The following is a 14,590-nucleotide window of genomic DNA, read 5'->3' on the forward strand; positions in this document are numbered from 1 at the left end:
TCACAACGGGAGGGATCCATGACGGATCTGGTGCAGATCGAACAGAGCGCGGACGGCGTGGTCACGCTGACCTTGAATGATCCGGCGACGCGCAATGCGCTGACCGGCAGCACGATGGTGGACGAGTTGCTGGCCGCGTTTGCGCGCATCGAGCGCGATCCGGCCGCGCGGGTGCTGATCATTGCCGCGGCAGGCAGCGTGTTCTCGTCCGGCGGCAACGTGAACGACATGCAACGGCAGATCGGCCCGGCGGTCGGGGGCGCAGCGTTGCGCCAGGAGTATCGCCATGGCATCCAGCGCCTGCCGTTGGCCCTGCATGCGCTGGAGGTGCCGACCATCGCCGCGGTGAATGGCCCGGCCATCGGCGCGGGCTGCGACCTGGCTTGCATGTGCGATGTGCGCATCGCGGCGGAGGAGGCGACCTTTGCCGAAAGCTTCGTCAAGCTGGGCATCGTCCCCGGAGACGGTGGTGCCTGGTTCCTGCCGCGCCTGATCGGCATGGCGCGGGCGGCCGAGATGTCTTTCACCGGCGACGCGATCGATGCGCGCACCGCGGCCGATTGGGGCCTGGTGTCGCGCGTGGTGCCGGCGGCGGAGCTGCTGCCGGCCGCGCGCGCGCTGGCCAGCCGCATGGCGGTGAATTCGCCTGATGCGCTGCGGCTGACCAAGCGTCTCTTGCGTGAAAGCCAGCATGCGCGGCTGGATGCCCTGCTGGAGCTGTCCGCGGCCTACCAGGCCCTTGCGCACAAGACGCCGGCGCATGCCGAGGCGGTCGAAAGATTCGTGTCGCGCCGCGCCGCGCGCAAGCCGCAAGGATGAAGCGGGGCCGGCGTACCGGCGGTATGATGGAAATCACTACAAGGAGGAAACATCATGAATGAAGTCATCGTCGCTTCGGCCGTCCGTACCGCCATCGGCGACTTCGGGGGCGCGCTGAAAGACGTGCCGCCCTGCGACCTCGGCGCAACCGTCATCAAGGCCGCGCTGGAACGCGCCGGCGTCTCGGGCGACGAGGTCGGGCACGTTGCCGTCGGCCACGTCATCAACACCGAACCCCGCGACATGTACCTGTCGCGCGTCGCCGCGATGAATGCCGGCATCGCGAAGGAAACGCCCGCGTTCAACGTCAACCGCCTGTGCGGTTCGGGCCTGCAGGCCATCGTGTCGGCGGCGCAGACCATCATGCTGGGCGACGCCGAGATCGCCGTGGGCGCCGGCGCCGAAAGCATGAGCCGCGCGCCGTACATCGCGCCGGCCCAGCGCTGGGGCGCCCGCATGGGCGACAGCGTCATGCTGGACATGATGACCGGCGCGCTGTCCGATCCGTTCGGCCGCATGCACATGGGCGTGACCGCTGAAAACGTGGCGGCCAAATTCGGCATCAGCCGCCAGGACCAGGATGCCGTGGCCGCGGAATCGCACCGCCGCGCCGCCGCCGCCATCGACGCCGGCTACTTCAAGGACCAGATCGTGCCGGTGGTGATGAAGTCGCGCAAGGGCGAGATCGTGTTCGACACCGACGAGCATGTGCGCCGCGACGTGACGGCGGACAGCCTGGCCACGCTCAAGGCGGTTTTCCAGAAGGAAAACGGCACCGTCACGGCGGGCAACGCCTCCGGCCTGAACGACGGCGCGGGCGCGCTGGTCCTGATGAACGCATCGGTGGCGGCCAGGCGCGGCATCAAGCCGCTGGCCCGCCTGGTGGCCTATGCCCACGCGGGCGTGGACCCCAACATCATGGGCATCGGCCCGGTGCCGGCCACGCAGGCCGCGCTCAAGCGTGCCGGCCTGACGGTCGACCAGCTTGACGTGATCGAAGCCAACGAAGCCTTCGCCGCGCAGGCATGCGCGGTGTCGCGCGAACTGAAGCTGGACCCGGCCAAGGTGAATCCCAACGGCAGCGGCATCGGCCTGGGCCACCCCATCGGCGCCACGGGCGCGATCATCACCACCAAGGCGCTGCACGAACTGCAGCGCGTGGGCGGCCGCTACGCGCTGGTCACCATGTGCATCGGCGGCGGCCAGGGCATCGCCGCGATCTTCGAACGGATCTGATCCGGCCAACCAGCCCGCGCCCGCCATGGCCCGGATTTCCCGGGCCATGGCGGGCGAGTCTTTTCAGGCGTGGCCCAGGTAGTCCTTGGCCCAGGCCTGGCATTCGGCGTGCAGCAGTGCGCCCATCTGCGCCCGGCGCGGGCCGTCCAGCCGGCTGCTGATCGCGCCAAAGCTGAAGGCCACCCAGGTCAGCTCCGAGACCGGGAAAGCAACGCCCACGCCCGAGACGCCCGGCGTGATGGTATCCACGATTTCGGAATAACCCGCTGCGCGGGCCTGCTTCACTGCCTTCGTCAGGGCGGCGCTGGACACGCCGATCTGCGCGTAGCTGGCGGCGTGCCGCGAGTACAGCGCGGCGATCTCTTCATCCGGCAGGCTCGCCATCAGCGCCAGTCCGCCCGCGCCCACGCCCAGCAGGCGGCGCTCTCCCTGGTCGATGGTGAATACCTTCACGGGAAACGAGCCGGCCTCGCGCAGCAGGCACAGCGCGTAGTCGCCCTGGCGGATCACCAGGAACACGGTGTCTCCCGACAGCCGCGCCAGCTTTTGCGCGAAGGGACGCAGCGAGTCCAGCAGCGGCGTGCGCCGCAGCGCGGCAAATCCCAATTGCATGGAATCCACGCCCAGCCGGTAACGCCGGCTGCGGCCATCGCGTTCGGCGAATTGTTCTTCCAGCAGGCAGCTCAGCAGGCGGTGGGCGGTGGAGCGCTCCAGCCCCGTCGCGGCCATGACGCCTTGCAGGTCTATGCCTTCTTCCTGGTGCTGCGCCAGCACGCGCAGCATGCTCAGGGCGCGCCGCATGCTTTGGGTGCCGCCGGTGGAACCTGTTGTGTTCATATTGTGGGAAATATTTATTGAATATTTTGTATTCTAGGATTTTGGGTGCGTTAATTCAATCCAAGCGATCGCGCCGCTTTCGACGGCGCGGCATGACAAGGACGAGGAGACCATGGAATACGCCACCCTGGCCGTCGAGCGGCACGACTCGGTATGCCGCATCAGTCTGGCGCGGGAATCCGCGCGCAATGCGCAGAGCCAGCAGATGCTGGATGAGCTGGACGATGCCCTGACGCGGGCCGAGCAGGACGACTCGGTGCGGGTCGTGGTGCTGGCCGGACGCGGCGCGCATTTTTCGGCGGGGCATGACCTGAAGGAAGCCCAGGCCAAGCGTGCCGACTTCACGGTGGAAGAGCGCTGGGACTACGAGTCGCGCCGTTACTACGGCTACTGCCTGCGCATCTGGGATTTTCCCAAGCCCACCGTGGCGCAAGTGCAGGGGGCCTGCGTGGCGGGCGGCTTCATGATCGCCAACATGTGCGACCTCGTGGTCTGTTCGGACACCGCATACTTCTCCGATCCGGTCGGCCACACGCTGGCGGCTGCCGCCACCGAGGTGCTGATCCACCCCTGGGTGATGGGCCTGCGCAAGGCCAAGGAAATGCTCTACACCGGCGATAAGGTGGACGCGCAGGAGGCGCTGCGCATCGGCATGGTGAACCGGGTCGTGCCCGAGGCCGAACTGGACGCCGCCACCCTGGCGCTGGCCCAGCGCATCGCGCAGGCGCCGCCGTTCGGCCTGCGCCTGATCAAGCGTTCCCTGAACCGCACCGCCGACGCGCAGGGCTTTCGCACGGCGCTGTCGGCGCACTTCGACACCCATCAGCTGTCGCATCTGAGCGAAGAATTCCAGGCGGTGCGCCAGCGCGGTCTGGCCCAGGCCATCCAGCGCAACAAGGACTTGCCCCCAAGCCAGGCCGGCGTTGCGGGCTTGCCGCCGTCCGAGGGGACGTCGCCTGCCCTGGAGCAGACCGGCGGCAAGAAGGGCGAGGCCGCATGACCGCCAGCCTCGAACCCCTGCTCAATCCCCGCTCGATCGCCCTGATCGGCGCCAGTTCCAACCCCGGCCGCATCGGCGGCATGCCGCTGGAATTGCTGACCCGCTTCGGCTACGCGGGCGGCATCTATCCGGTCAATCCGAAGTACCAGGAAGTGTTCGGCCGCCGCTGCTGGCCGGACATCGAATCCGTGCCGCAGGCCGTGGACCTGGCGGTGCTGGCGATCGCCGCGGCGGAGGTGACGCCCATGCTGCGCCGCTGCCATGCCAAGGGCGTGCGCGCGGCCATCGTCTACGCCGCGGGCTTCGCGGAGGCCGGGGGCGACGGGATCCGTCTGCAGGATGAGCTTGAGGCCTTCGTGGCGGAAAGCGGCATGGCCGTGGCCGGGCCGAACTGCATGGGCTTTGCCAACCTGAACACGCAGGCCCATACGGCTTTCGCGTCGGTCTTCAAGACCGCGCCGGCGCAGGACGGGCCCGGCACCGTCAGCCTGCTTACGCAGAGCGGCAATGTGTGCGCGGCGGTGTACGCCATCGCGCGCAGGCTGGGCCTGCCGTTCTCGCACTTCATCAATACGGGCAACGAGGCCTGCCTCGATTTCTCGCAGTACCTGGAGTACCTGGCGGCCGACCCGCGCACCGAGATCGTGCTGGGCTACATCGAGCAGCTGCGCGACGGCGAGCGATTCGTGCGCGCCTGCCGCGAGCTGGAGCGCCAGGGCAAGCTGCTGATCGCCCTGAAGGCAGGCACTACCGACAAGGGCGCGCAGGCCGTGCAATCGCATACCTCGGCGCTGGCCGGCGACCGGCGCGTGTACGCGGCGGCCTTTCGCCAGCTGAATGTGATCGAGGCCACCGACTTTGCCCAGATGGCGCACCTGGCCAGCCTGGCCACCTTGCGGCATCGCACGGCCGGCAAGCGCGTCGCGGTGCTGACGATGTCCGGCGCCCTGGGCGCCATCCTGGCCGACAAGTTCATCGGCGCGGGACTGGACCTGCCGGACCTGCCGCCCGAGCTGCAGGCGGTGCTGCGTGGCGGCATTCCCGATTACGGCATGGTGGGCAACCCGGTGGACGTGACCGGCAACGTGGTCAACGATCCCGCCTTCGTGCGCACCGTGCTGCAGGCGCTGGCCACGACCGACGCCATCGACGCCGTGGTGGTCTATGCGCCCGGCTACATGCTGGACCGCATGGCCGACGCGCTGGCCGACGTGTCGCGCCAGCACCGGCGCCTGTTCATCGCGATCGATACCGGCGCGGCGCAAAGCCGCGACGCCTTGCGCGAGGCCGAGGTGGCGGTGTTCGAGGACCTGGGCCTGGCGGTGGCGGCCCTGGCGCCCTACCTGCTGTGGTGCGAGGCGCGCGCGGCCAGGCGGCAGGCGCCCGCGCCCCGCCTCGATGCCGCGCCCGCGCCAACCTTGCCCTGCAACGAAACGGATGCGCGCGCCTACGTGGCCGCCTTTGGCCTGCCGCAAGCGCGGGCCGCCGCCGCGCGCAGCGCGGACGATGCCGTGCGGGACGCGCGGCTGGCGGGATATCCCGTCGCCCTGAAGATCCTGAGTCCCGACATCGCGCACAAGACCGAGGCCGGCGGCGTGGCGCTGAACCTGGCCGATGACGAGGCCGTGCGACGCGCCCATGCGCAGGTGACCGAGGCCGCGGCGCGGGCGCAGCCGGATGCGCGCATCGACGGCGTGATGGTCCAGAAGATGGAACGCGGCGTGGCCGAGCTTATCGTCGGCGCCACGCGCGATCCCGTCTTTGGTCCTGTCCTGACGGTGGGCCTGGGTGGCGTGCTGACCGAGATCTACCAGGACACCAGCCACCGCCTGTTGCCGGTGGACGAGGACATTGCCCTGCAGATGTTGCGGGAACTCAAGGCGTTTGCGTTGCTGGACGGCTACCGGGGCAAGCCCCGGGGCGATCTGGCGGCGGCATGCAGGAGCATCGTGGCCGTGGGCAATGCCTTGCTTGCCGCGCCCGCGCATGTGGCGGAAATCGAAGTCAATCCATTGCTGATCAAAGAGGCGGGACAAGGCGTCGCTGTGCTGGACGCGCTGATCCTGCCCGCAACCCCGTAGCGCGATCGCGCGCAGCGTATCCCAGGAGGAGACAAGCATGATCAAGAGACTATTGGCCGGCGTCGCACTGGCCTGCATCGGAGTCACGGGCCCCTCGCATGCCCAGGACAATTACCCCAGTCGTCCCGTGCGCATCGTGGTGCCGTTCTCACCGGGCGGCGCGGCGGACATCATGAGCCGCCTGCTGGCCGAAAAACTGAGCGGCAAGCTGGGCCAGCCGGTGATCGTGGAGAACAAGCCGGGCGGCGGCACCATGATCGCATCCGATTATGTGTCGCGCGCCGAGCCGGACGGCTACACCTTGCTGATGGCGGCGTCCTCGCTGGGCATCGCGCCCAGCATCTACGCCAAGGTGAACTACGACCCGATCAAGGACTTCGCGCCGATCACCCAAGTGGCGTCGGTGGTGCATGTGCTGGAAGTGCACCCGTCGATCCCGGCCAAGAACGTGGGCGAGCTCATCGCCTACCTGAAGGCGAATCCGGGCAAGGTGAGCTACGGCTCGGTCGGCACCGGCAGCTCGACGCATCTGGAGGCCGAGCTGTTCAACAGCATGGCCGGCGTGCAGATGGCGCACATTCCCTACAAGGGCAGCGCGCCTGCGTTGAACGACCTGGTGGCGGGGCGCCTGCAGGTCATGTTCGATGCGTGGGCCTCGTCGGGACCCTTCGTCAAGGACGGCAAGCTGCGCGCGCTGGCGGTCACCACGACCAAGCCATCGGCGTCGGTGCCGGACCTGCCCACGGTCGCGTCGTCCGGCCTGCCGGGCTATTCGGCCATGCCGTGGCTGGGGCTGGTGGCGCCCGCCCGCACGCCCCAGCCGGTGATCGACAAGCTCTACCAGAACCTGGCGCAGATCCTGCAGCAGCCGGATGTGAAGGCGCAGTTCGTGGGCCTGGGCCTGGACATCATCGGCAGCGATCCCAAGGCCTTCAGCGCGTTCATGCATCAGGACGTGGCGACGTGGGCCAAGGTGGCGCGCGAATCCAACATCCGCCTGGAGTAAGAGCATGACAGTGCTGGAAACCGCCGCGCGCGACGACGAGGCGTTTCGCCTGGAGCTGCGCGGCTGGCTGGAATCCGCCTATGCGGGCTTCGCGCGCGGCTGGCCCGGCGGCGCCGATCCGCGCAGCCTGGACTACCGCCGCGCGTGGGAAGACACCCTGTGCGCCAATGGCTGGTCCGGGCTGGGCTGGCCGAAGGCATGCGGCGGGCAGGACCTGCCCCTGTCGCGCCAGGCGGTCTTTCACGAAGAGCACGCCCGCTGCGGCGCGCCGCTGGGCGTGAACCTGATCGGCCATGGCATCCTGGCGCCGACCCTGCTGCACTTCGGCACCGAGGCGCAGAAGCGGCGCTTCCTGCCCGGCATTCTTTCCAACCGCGAGGTGTGGTGCCAGGGGTACTCGGAGCCCGGGGCGGGCTCCGACCTGGCGTCGGTGCGCACGCGGGCGGAGCCGGCCCCCGGCGGCTACCGCCTGAACGGCCACAAGATATGGACCTCCTTCGCCGACCGCGCGCAGTGGTGCTTCGTGCTGGCGCGCACCGATCCGCAAGCTCCCCGGCACAAGGGGCTGAGCTTTCTGCTGGTGGATATGCGCAGCCCCGGCTTGCGGGTGGAGCCCATCCGGCAGATCACGGGAGAGGCCGAGTTCTGCGAGGTCTTCTTCGAGGACGTGTTTGTTCCGGAAGACGGCTTGCTGGGCGAGCGCAACCAGGGCTGGAAGATCGCGATGGCGGCCGCCAGCTTCGAACGCGGCACCTACTTCATTCCGCGCCTGGTGCGCTTTGCGCAGGAGCTGCGGCAGGTGCGCGAGCTGTCGCTGCGCGCCAATGCCCATGGCCATGTGCCGGCCTCGTCGGCCGAGGTGCGCCACCGCTGGGCGCGGCTGGCCGCCGACAGCCACGTGCTGGCGCTGAAGTCGCAACGCGCGCTGGCCGGTGCGATGCGCGGCGATCCGCCGGGCCCGGAAGGGTCATCCACCAAGATCCACTGGAGCGAGGCGCATCAGCGCCTGCTCGAGCTTTCCCTGCAATTGCTGGGCGAAGACGCCTGCCTGGCCGACGGCGCCACGGATGCGCGCGCGGCGGACCTGGCGCACGCCTATCTGTGGTCGCGCGCCGAGACCATCCTGGCCGGCACCTCGGAGATCCAGCGCAACATCATCGCCGAGCAGATGCTTGGCCTGCCCAAGGCTTGAAGTCCCATGACACGGCATCTGAATCTGCACCTGACCGAAGACCAGCGCATGCTGCGCGACGCAGCCGAGCGCTACCTGGCCGCGCGCCATCCGGTGGCCCTGGCGCGCGCCGCCAGCCGGCAGACGGTGGCCGCGCGGCTGGCGCTGTGGCGCGAGCTGGCCGACCAGGGCTGGCCCGCCTTGCTGGCGCCCGAGACGCGGGGTGGCCTGGCGCTGGGCATGCGCGAGGCCTGGATCGTGGCCGAGGCGGCCGGCCGGCACCTGCTGAGCCTGCCGCTGGCGGCCAATATGGCGGTGCTGCCCACCTTGTGCGAGGCGGCGGGCCCCGCGGCGCAATGGGCTGGCGCGATGATGACGGGCGAGACCTGGTACGCCGACGCGGCCATGCGTCCCGACGGCTCGGCATTCATCGAAGGCGCCGGGGACGGCGTGCGCGCCCTGGCGGTGCGCCGGACCGGCGCGACCGCCCTGCGGCTGGAGCTGCTTGCGCCGGTGGCGGGCATGGCGGGGCTGGATCCGACCATGCCGGTCGCGCTTGCGGCGAACCCGGCAGTGGTGGCCAGCGCCGAACTGGAGGTGGCGCCGGGCACGTGGAGCCTGCTGCGCACGCGTATGCGCCTGCTGCGCTCGGCCGAAATACTGGGCGCGGCCTCGGCCGCGCTGGACATGGCGGCGGCCTATGCGCGGGAACGCCGCCAGTTCGACCGGGCCATCGGCGCCAACCAGGCGATCAAGCATCGCCTGGCCGAAGACTGGATGGCCCTGGACGATGCGCGGCTGGCCGGCTGGGCGGCGGCGGCCGCGCTGGACGCGGGCGCGGAGTCGGCGCCGCGCGACTGCCTGTTCGCGCCGCTGCTGGCGGTGGAGGGCGGCCGCCGCGCCGCGCAGAACGCCATCCAGACGCACGGCGCGCTGGGCGTGACCTGGGAGTGCGACGCGCACCTGTACCTGAAGCGCGTGTTGCGCCTGTCGGCGAGCCTGGAGGCCGAGGTGTCGCGCCCGGACCTGCTGGAGCGGATCTGGGAGGAGGCGGGGGAGGGGCAGGCGGCGTGATCCGGACCGGCCGGGCGGTGTCCGACCTACAATCCCGCCATGCATAAATCGAACTTTCCCTCCGAACTCGACCAGCCCACGCTTTCCGAAGCGGACGGCGTCCGCTATCTGCACTTCAACACCCAGTGGGTGCAGGGCGCGATGAACATCAAGAGCCCGGCCGAGCTGGTGCTGGAATACACCGGTCAGATGATGGCCTGGCTGCTGTTCCTGGAGCCGCCCAAGGAAGAGGCCATCGGCATGCTGGGGCTGGGAGCAGGGTCGCTTGCCCGGTTCTGCGTCAAGCACACCCGCAGCCCGCTGCTGGCCGTGGAATGGAATCCGCGCGTGACGGCCGCCTGCCACATGTTCTTCCGCCTGCCCGGGGCCAACCGGCTGGAGGTCGAGCACGCCGACGCCGGCGCCTGGGTGGCCGACCCGCTCAACGCGGGGCGCTGCCCGGTGCTGATGGTGGACCTGTACGATGCGGCCGCCGAGGGGCCGGTGCGCGACAGCGTGAAGTTCTACCGCGACTGCCGCCGGGTGCTGGGCGAGGTGGGCATCCTGGCCGTGAACCTGTTCGGCCGCCACGAGAGCTTCGGCAAGAACATCGACAACCTCTCCAAGGCGTTCGAAGACCGCGTGGTGCTGCTGCCCGAGGTCGACGCGGGCAACCAGATCGTGCTGGCTTTTTCAGGCCCGCGCCTGGCGATCTCGCCCGCCGAACTGCTGGACCGGGCGGCGGTGGTGGAGGCCAGGTACGGCCTGCCGGCGCGCCGCTGGGCCCGCAGCCTGACCCGTCACGCGGTGGACGGCGTCCTGCATTTCTGAACGCCGGGTTTCGGCCCGGCGGCATCCATTAGGGTAGGTACGGGGTGGGAAGGGGGTTTACCTGCGTCCCGGCCCGGATCTATCATGGGCTTATTCATAATTATGAATTACGGTGCAATTCCGGCCGTCTGCCCATGACCCATCCGATCGTCCGGCAAGCCTTGTATCTTGAAGTCGCGGATCGCCTGCGCGGCATGATCCATGCGCGTTCATTGCGCAATGGCGAATGGATCGACGAACTGCGGCTGGCGGGCGAAATGGGCATTTCCCGCACCCCTTTGCGCGAGGCGCTTAAGGTGCTGGCCACGGAAGGGCTGGTGCGCCTGGAGCCGCGGCGGGGCTGCTTCGTCAACGAGCTGTCGGCCCAGGACCTGGAAGACATCTTCCCGCTGATGGCCATGCTGGAGGGGCGTTGCGCCTTCGAGGCCGCCCGCAAGGCCAGCGACGAGCAGCTTGCCGCGCTGGAGCCGCTGCACGCCGCGCTGGCGGGCCACGCCCGGGCGGGCCGCATCGACGCCTATTACAAGACCAACTACCTGATCCATGAAGCCGTCCAGGCCCTGGCCGGCAACCAATGGCTGTCCGACATGGTGGGCAACCTGCGCAAGGTGCTCAGCCTGTCGCGCCACCGCAGCCTGTCGCGGCCGGGCCGCATCGACGAGTCCTGCGCCGAGCACCTGGCCATTTTCGAGGCCCTGAAGGCGCATGACTCCGACGCCGCGCAGGCGCTTGCGCATACGCACCTGATGCGGCAGCTGGAAGCGCTGCGCGAACTAAGCATTGAAGACGCCGCCGATGCGGTGTTGTCCGATCCTATCGTCATCGAGGAGACCGCCCATGTCCGCACCCGCCAATCTCGCGCCCGCGCGCGGCGCACGCACGCCTGAGCCCGAGACCGACCTCGTCGATGCGGCCTCGGTGGCCGAGAGCGCCAGCCTGATCACGCGGCTGGGCCGATTGTGGGAGCGCGGGCGCCTGCCCAGCGAATCCGAAGTCCGGCGCCTGTTCGAAGCGCGCCTGACCGACGTGGCCGCCAACAAGCTGGCGCGCCGCTGGTGCGAGCAATACGCCGCCGCCGACGGCAAGGACCGCCGCCTGATGCTGGCCGCCCTGGCGCAGGTGCGCGCCACTTATGCGGGCGATGGCGGCGAAGGCGTACGGCTCTTCAAGCGCTTCAATGCCCAGCCCCAGGGCCTGCGCTTTCTGGTGGACCTGCGCGCCGACATGCTGCGCTGGCGCAAGCAGGTGGCGGGCATCCAGGCGCTGGACAAGGAACTGGAAGGCCTGTTGTCGGCGTGGTTCGACGTGGGCCTGCTGGAGCTGCGTCCGCTGACCTGGGATTCGCCGGCGTCGCTGCTGGAAAAACTGATCCTCTACGAGGCCGTCCACGAGATCAAGTCCTGGGACGACCTGCGCCATCGCGTGGCGCCCGACCGCCGCTGCTATGCCTACTTCCACCCGCAGATGCCCGGCGTGCCGCTGATCTTCGTGGAAGTGGCGTTCGCCAGCCAGATGGCCGACAACGTGCAGGTGCTGCTGGACAGCACGCTGCCGCCGCAGGACCTGGATCGCGCGCGCTGGGCGATCTTCTATTCCATCTCAAATACCCAGCCCGGCCTGAAGGGCATCAGCTTCGGCAACTTCCTGCTCAAGCGCGTGGTCGAGCAGCTGCTCGAGGAACTCCCCAAGCTGAAGTCCTTTGCCACCTTGTCGCCGATTCCGGGCTTCGCGGACTGGCTGGGCAAGCTGGACGCCCAGGCGGTCGAGAACATCGTGCGCGAGGACAAGGCCCGCGCCAAGGACCGCAAGCGCGAAGGCGTGCCGGACGGGCAGCGCTGGGTCGCGCGCCTGGCCAGGGATGCCCAGGGCAAGACTTCGGACGTGGTCAAGCGGGCGGGGCTCCGGCTGGCGGCCAGCTACCTGCAATCCATGAAGAACGGGCTGCCGGTGGATGCCGTGGCGCGCTTCCACCTGGGCAACGGCGCGCGCATCGAACGCCTGAACTGGGCGGCCGACACGTCGCCCAAGGGCCTCAAGCAGTCTTGCGCCATGATGGTCAATTATCTGTACGACCTTGATGAGCTGGACACCAACCTCCAGCGGCTGGGCGAGGGCAAGCCCCAGGTCAGCCGCAGCGTTGGGCGCGTGGCCTGACCGCCGGAAACACGGCAGCGGCACATATCGACAATAAAGGGCAGGGGACATGACGGAGAACGTGGCTGGTCGCGTGCTGCTGGAGCGCGAAGGGCATCTGGCCCGGGTGACGCTATCGCACCCGGGGCGCCTGAATGCAATCACGGTGGGCATGTGGCGCGAATTGCAGGACGTGTTCACGCGCATCGCGCAAGACGACGCCGTGCGCTGCGTCATCGTGCGCGGCGATGGCGGCAACTTTGCCGCGGGCGCGGACATCCGCGAATTTCCCGTGGAGCGCGCCGACATGGCCGGCGTGCAGCGCTATCACCGCCAGGTGCTGGCGCCCGCCTTGCAGGCCGTGGCCCAGTGCCCGCAACCGGTGGTGGCGCAGATCGAAGGCGTATGCGTGGGCGGCGGACTGGAAATCGCCAGCCAATGCGACCTGCGCATCGCCGGCGCGTCGGCGCGCTTTGGCGTGCCGATCAACCGCCTGGGCTTTCCCATGGCCCCGGATGAAATGCGCGGCCTGCTGGCGCTGGCCGGACGGGCCGCCACACTGGCCATCCTGCTGGAAGGCCGGGTGTTCGGCGCCGACGAGGCCCGCGAGCTGGGCCTGTTGACCCGCATCGTCCCCGACGACCAGGTGGCCGACGCGGCCCGGCGCAGCGCCGACCGCATCGCCCAGGGCGCGCCGCTGGCCGCGCGCATCAACAAGCGCTTGTCCGCAAGGCTCGCCACCGGCGCCGCCTTGACCGAGGACGAGTATCAGGATTATTTCTCCTATGCCGAGAGCCGGGACCACCAGGAGGGCGTGCGCGCTTTCCTGGCCGGCGCAGACCCTTCCTTTTCCGGAGACTAGACAGGTGAGCAACGCCAACTTATATGCTGTCCTGCAAGGCGGCTTTCCGAAAGACCGCGGCAAAGTCGCGCTGGAAACGCCCGACCTCGAATACACCTGGGACGACATCGACCGCGCCACCGCGTGCCTGGCCAACCTCTTGAGCTCGCTGGCCCTGCCCGAAGGCGCGCGCGTGGCGGTGCAGGTGGAAAAGTCGCCCGAAGCCTTGCTGCTGTACCTGGCCACCTTGCGGGCCGGCCTGGTGTACCTGCCGCTGAACACGGCTTACCGCGAATCCGAGATCGAGTACTTCCTGGGCAACGCCGAACCATCCGTGGTGGTCTGCTCCAGCAAGAACCTGGACTGGGTCCGGCGCGCCGCCGACAAGGCCGGCTGCGCGCACGTCTACACGCTGGACGAGGACCGCAGCGGCAGCTTGCTGGAGGCCGCTGGCGGCCTGTCGCAGTCCTTTGAGACCGTCGAGCGCAAGCCCGACGACCTGGCCGCGATCTTGTATACGTCGGGCACCACGGGCCGCAGCAAGGGCGCGATGCTCTCGCATGGCAACCTGGCGGCCAACGCCCGCGTGCTGCATGACTACTGGGGCTGGCGCCAGGACGATGTGCTGCTGCACATGCTGCCGATTTTCCACGTGCATGGACTGTTTGTCGCGTCCCACGGCGCCTTGCTGGCCGGCGCCAGGATGATCTGGCTGCCCAGGCTGGACGCGGACCAGGCCTTGCGCTATCTGCCGCAGAGCACGGTGATGATGGGCGTGCCGACGTACTACGTGCGCCTTCTGGCGGATCCGCGCTTCAACCGCGACGTCTGCGGCAAGATGCGGCTCTTCATCTCGGGCTCCGCGCCCTTGCTGGCCGAGACCTTCTCGGACTTCAAGGAACGCAGCGGCCACGCCATCCTCGAGCGCTACGGCATGAGCGAGACCGTCATGCTGACGTCCAACCCCTACGATCCCAAGCTGGGCGAACGCCTGGCCGGGACCGTGGGCCGGGCCTTGCCGCAGGTGCAGGTGCGCGTGGTGGACGATGCCGGCATCGCGCTGGCGCCGGGCGAGATCGGCAACGTGCAGGTCCGCGGCCCGAACGTGTTCTCCGGCTACTGGCGCATGCCGGAAAAAACCCGCGAAGAGTTCACGGAAGACGGCTGGTTCAAGACCGGCGACGTGGGCCGCTGGGGGGGCGAATCCGCCGGGCGCGATGTGCCCGCCGACTACCTGTCCATCGTGGGCCGCAGCAAGGACCTGATCATTTCCGGCGGCTTCAACGTCTACCCCAAGGAAATCGAAACGCTGATCGACGACATGCCCGGCGTGGCGGAATCGGCGGTCATCGGCGTGCCGCACGCGGACTTCGGAGAGGCCGTGGTGGCGGTGGTGGTGCCCAAGGACGGCGTGTCGCTGGACGCGTCGGCGATGCAGGCCGAACTGAAGTCGCGCATCGCCAACTTCAAGGTGCCCAAGCGCGTGCACATCATCGACCAGCTGCCGCGCAACACCATGGGCAAGGTCCAGAAGAACGTGCTGCGCGAAACCTACAAGTCGCTATAGCCCATCAAGGATGCC

Annotated in this window: 13 protein-coding genes; 12 read left to right on the forward strand and 1 reads right to left on the reverse strand. The window is 68.9% G+C overall.

The genetic code is table 11. The features are described 5' to 3' along the window. Nucleotides 1-18: 18 nt before the first annotated feature. Together HLG70_RS02050 and bktB are read left to right on the forward strand one after the other, a co-directional pair. Nucleotides 19-819 carry a crotonase/enoyl-CoA hydratase family protein gene (locus tag HLG70_RS02050; protein ID WP_171665466.1) on the forward strand — a complete coding sequence of 267 codons (801 nt, stop codon included), beginning with the start codon at nucleotides 19-21 and terminating at the stop codon, nucleotides 817-819. A gap of 54 nt (nucleotides 820-873) precedes the next feature. Continuing rightward, nucleotides 874-2,055: a beta-ketothiolase BktB gene (gene bktB, locus HLG70_RS02055; RefSeq protein WP_171665464.1), complete on the forward strand. Its 1,182-nt coding sequence runs from the start codon at nucleotides 874-876 to the stop codon at nucleotides 2,053-2,055. Between the two features lie 63 nt (nucleotides 2,056-2,118). Here bktB and HLG70_RS02060 read toward each other — a convergent pair whose 3' ends face one another. After that, nucleotides 2,119-2,892, reverse strand: a complete 774-nt coding sequence (locus HLG70_RS02060; protein ID WP_171665462.1) for an IclR family transcriptional regulator — start codon at nucleotides 2,890-2,892, stop codon at nucleotides 2,119-2,121. 112 nt (nucleotides 2,893-3,004) lie between these two features. Between HLG70_RS02060 and HLG70_RS02065 the strand changes: the two genes are divergently transcribed. The 10 genes from HLG70_RS02065 to HLG70_RS02110 all read left to right on the forward strand — a co-directional run bounded on the left by HLG70_RS02065 (nucleotide 3,005) and on the right by HLG70_RS02110 (nucleotide 14,575). After that, nucleotides 3,005-3,892, forward strand: a complete 888-nt coding sequence (locus HLG70_RS02065) for an enoyl-CoA hydratase (RefSeq protein WP_234103344.1) — start codon at nucleotides 3,005-3,007, stop codon at nucleotides 3,890-3,892. Beyond that, a complete protein-coding gene (locus HLG70_RS02070; RefSeq protein ID WP_171665460.1) occupies nucleotides 3,889-5,973 on the forward strand; it encodes an acetate--CoA ligase family protein in 2,085 nt (694 codons plus the stop codon). The genes HLG70_RS02065 and HLG70_RS02070 overlap by 4 nt, the downstream gene beginning before the upstream one ends. Before the next feature lie 37 nt (nucleotides 5,974-6,010). Next, nucleotides 6,011-6,979 (forward strand): Bug family tripartite tricarboxylate transporter substrate binding protein, encoded by a 969-nt coding sequence (locus HLG70_RS02075; protein ID WP_171665458.1) that lies wholly within the window; start codon nucleotides 6,011-6,013, stop codon nucleotides 6,977-6,979. Nucleotides 6,980-6,983: 4 nt separating this feature from the next. Further along, a complete protein-coding gene (locus tag HLG70_RS02080) occupies nucleotides 6,984-8,171 on the forward strand; it encodes an acyl-CoA dehydrogenase family protein (protein WP_171665456.1) in 1,188 nt (395 codons plus the stop codon). Nucleotides 8,172-8,177: 6 nt separating this feature from the next. Then, nucleotides 8,178-9,224: an acyl-CoA dehydrogenase family protein gene (locus HLG70_RS02085; protein ID WP_234103345.1), complete on the forward strand. Its 1,047-nt coding sequence runs from the start codon at nucleotides 8,178-8,180 to the stop codon at nucleotides 9,222-9,224. Nucleotides 9,225-9,263: 39 nt separating this feature from the next. After that, a complete protein-coding gene (locus tag HLG70_RS02090) occupies nucleotides 9,264-10,034 on the forward strand; it encodes a spermidine synthase (RefSeq protein ID WP_171665454.1) in 771 nt (256 codons plus the stop codon). A 134-nt stretch (nucleotides 10,035-10,168) separates the two neighbouring features. Next, complete coding sequence (locus HLG70_RS02095; protein WP_171665451.1) at nucleotides 10,169-10,921, forward strand: GntR family transcriptional regulator; 753 nt, start codon at nucleotides 10,169-10,171, stop codon at nucleotides 10,919-10,921. Further along, entirely contained in the window at nucleotides 10,872-12,188 is a 1,317-nt protein-coding gene (locus HLG70_RS02100; RefSeq protein WP_171665449.1) for a malonyl-CoA decarboxylase domain-containing protein, read from the forward strand. The genes HLG70_RS02095 and HLG70_RS02100 overlap by 50 nt, the downstream gene beginning before the upstream one ends. Nucleotides 12,189-12,237: 49 nt before the next feature. Then, the gene (locus tag HLG70_RS02105) at nucleotides 12,238-13,029 is read left to right on the forward strand and encodes an enoyl-CoA hydratase/isomerase family protein (RefSeq protein WP_171665447.1); all 792 of its coding nucleotides are present in this window, start codon (nucleotides 12,238-12,240) and stop codon (nucleotides 13,027-13,029) included. A gap of 4 nt (nucleotides 13,030-13,033) precedes the next feature. Beyond that, nucleotides 13,034-14,575, forward strand: a complete 1,542-nt coding sequence (locus tag HLG70_RS02110) for a malonate--CoA ligase (RefSeq protein WP_171665445.1) — start codon at nucleotides 13,034-13,036, stop codon at nucleotides 14,573-14,575. The last annotated feature ends 15 nt before the right edge of the window (nucleotides 14,576-14,590 follow it).

It is taken from the genome of Achromobacter deleyi (assembly GCF_013116765.2).
Taxonomy (GTDB): domain Bacteria; phylum Pseudomonadota; class Gammaproteobacteria; order Burkholderiales; family Burkholderiaceae_B; genus Achromobacter; species Achromobacter deleyi_A.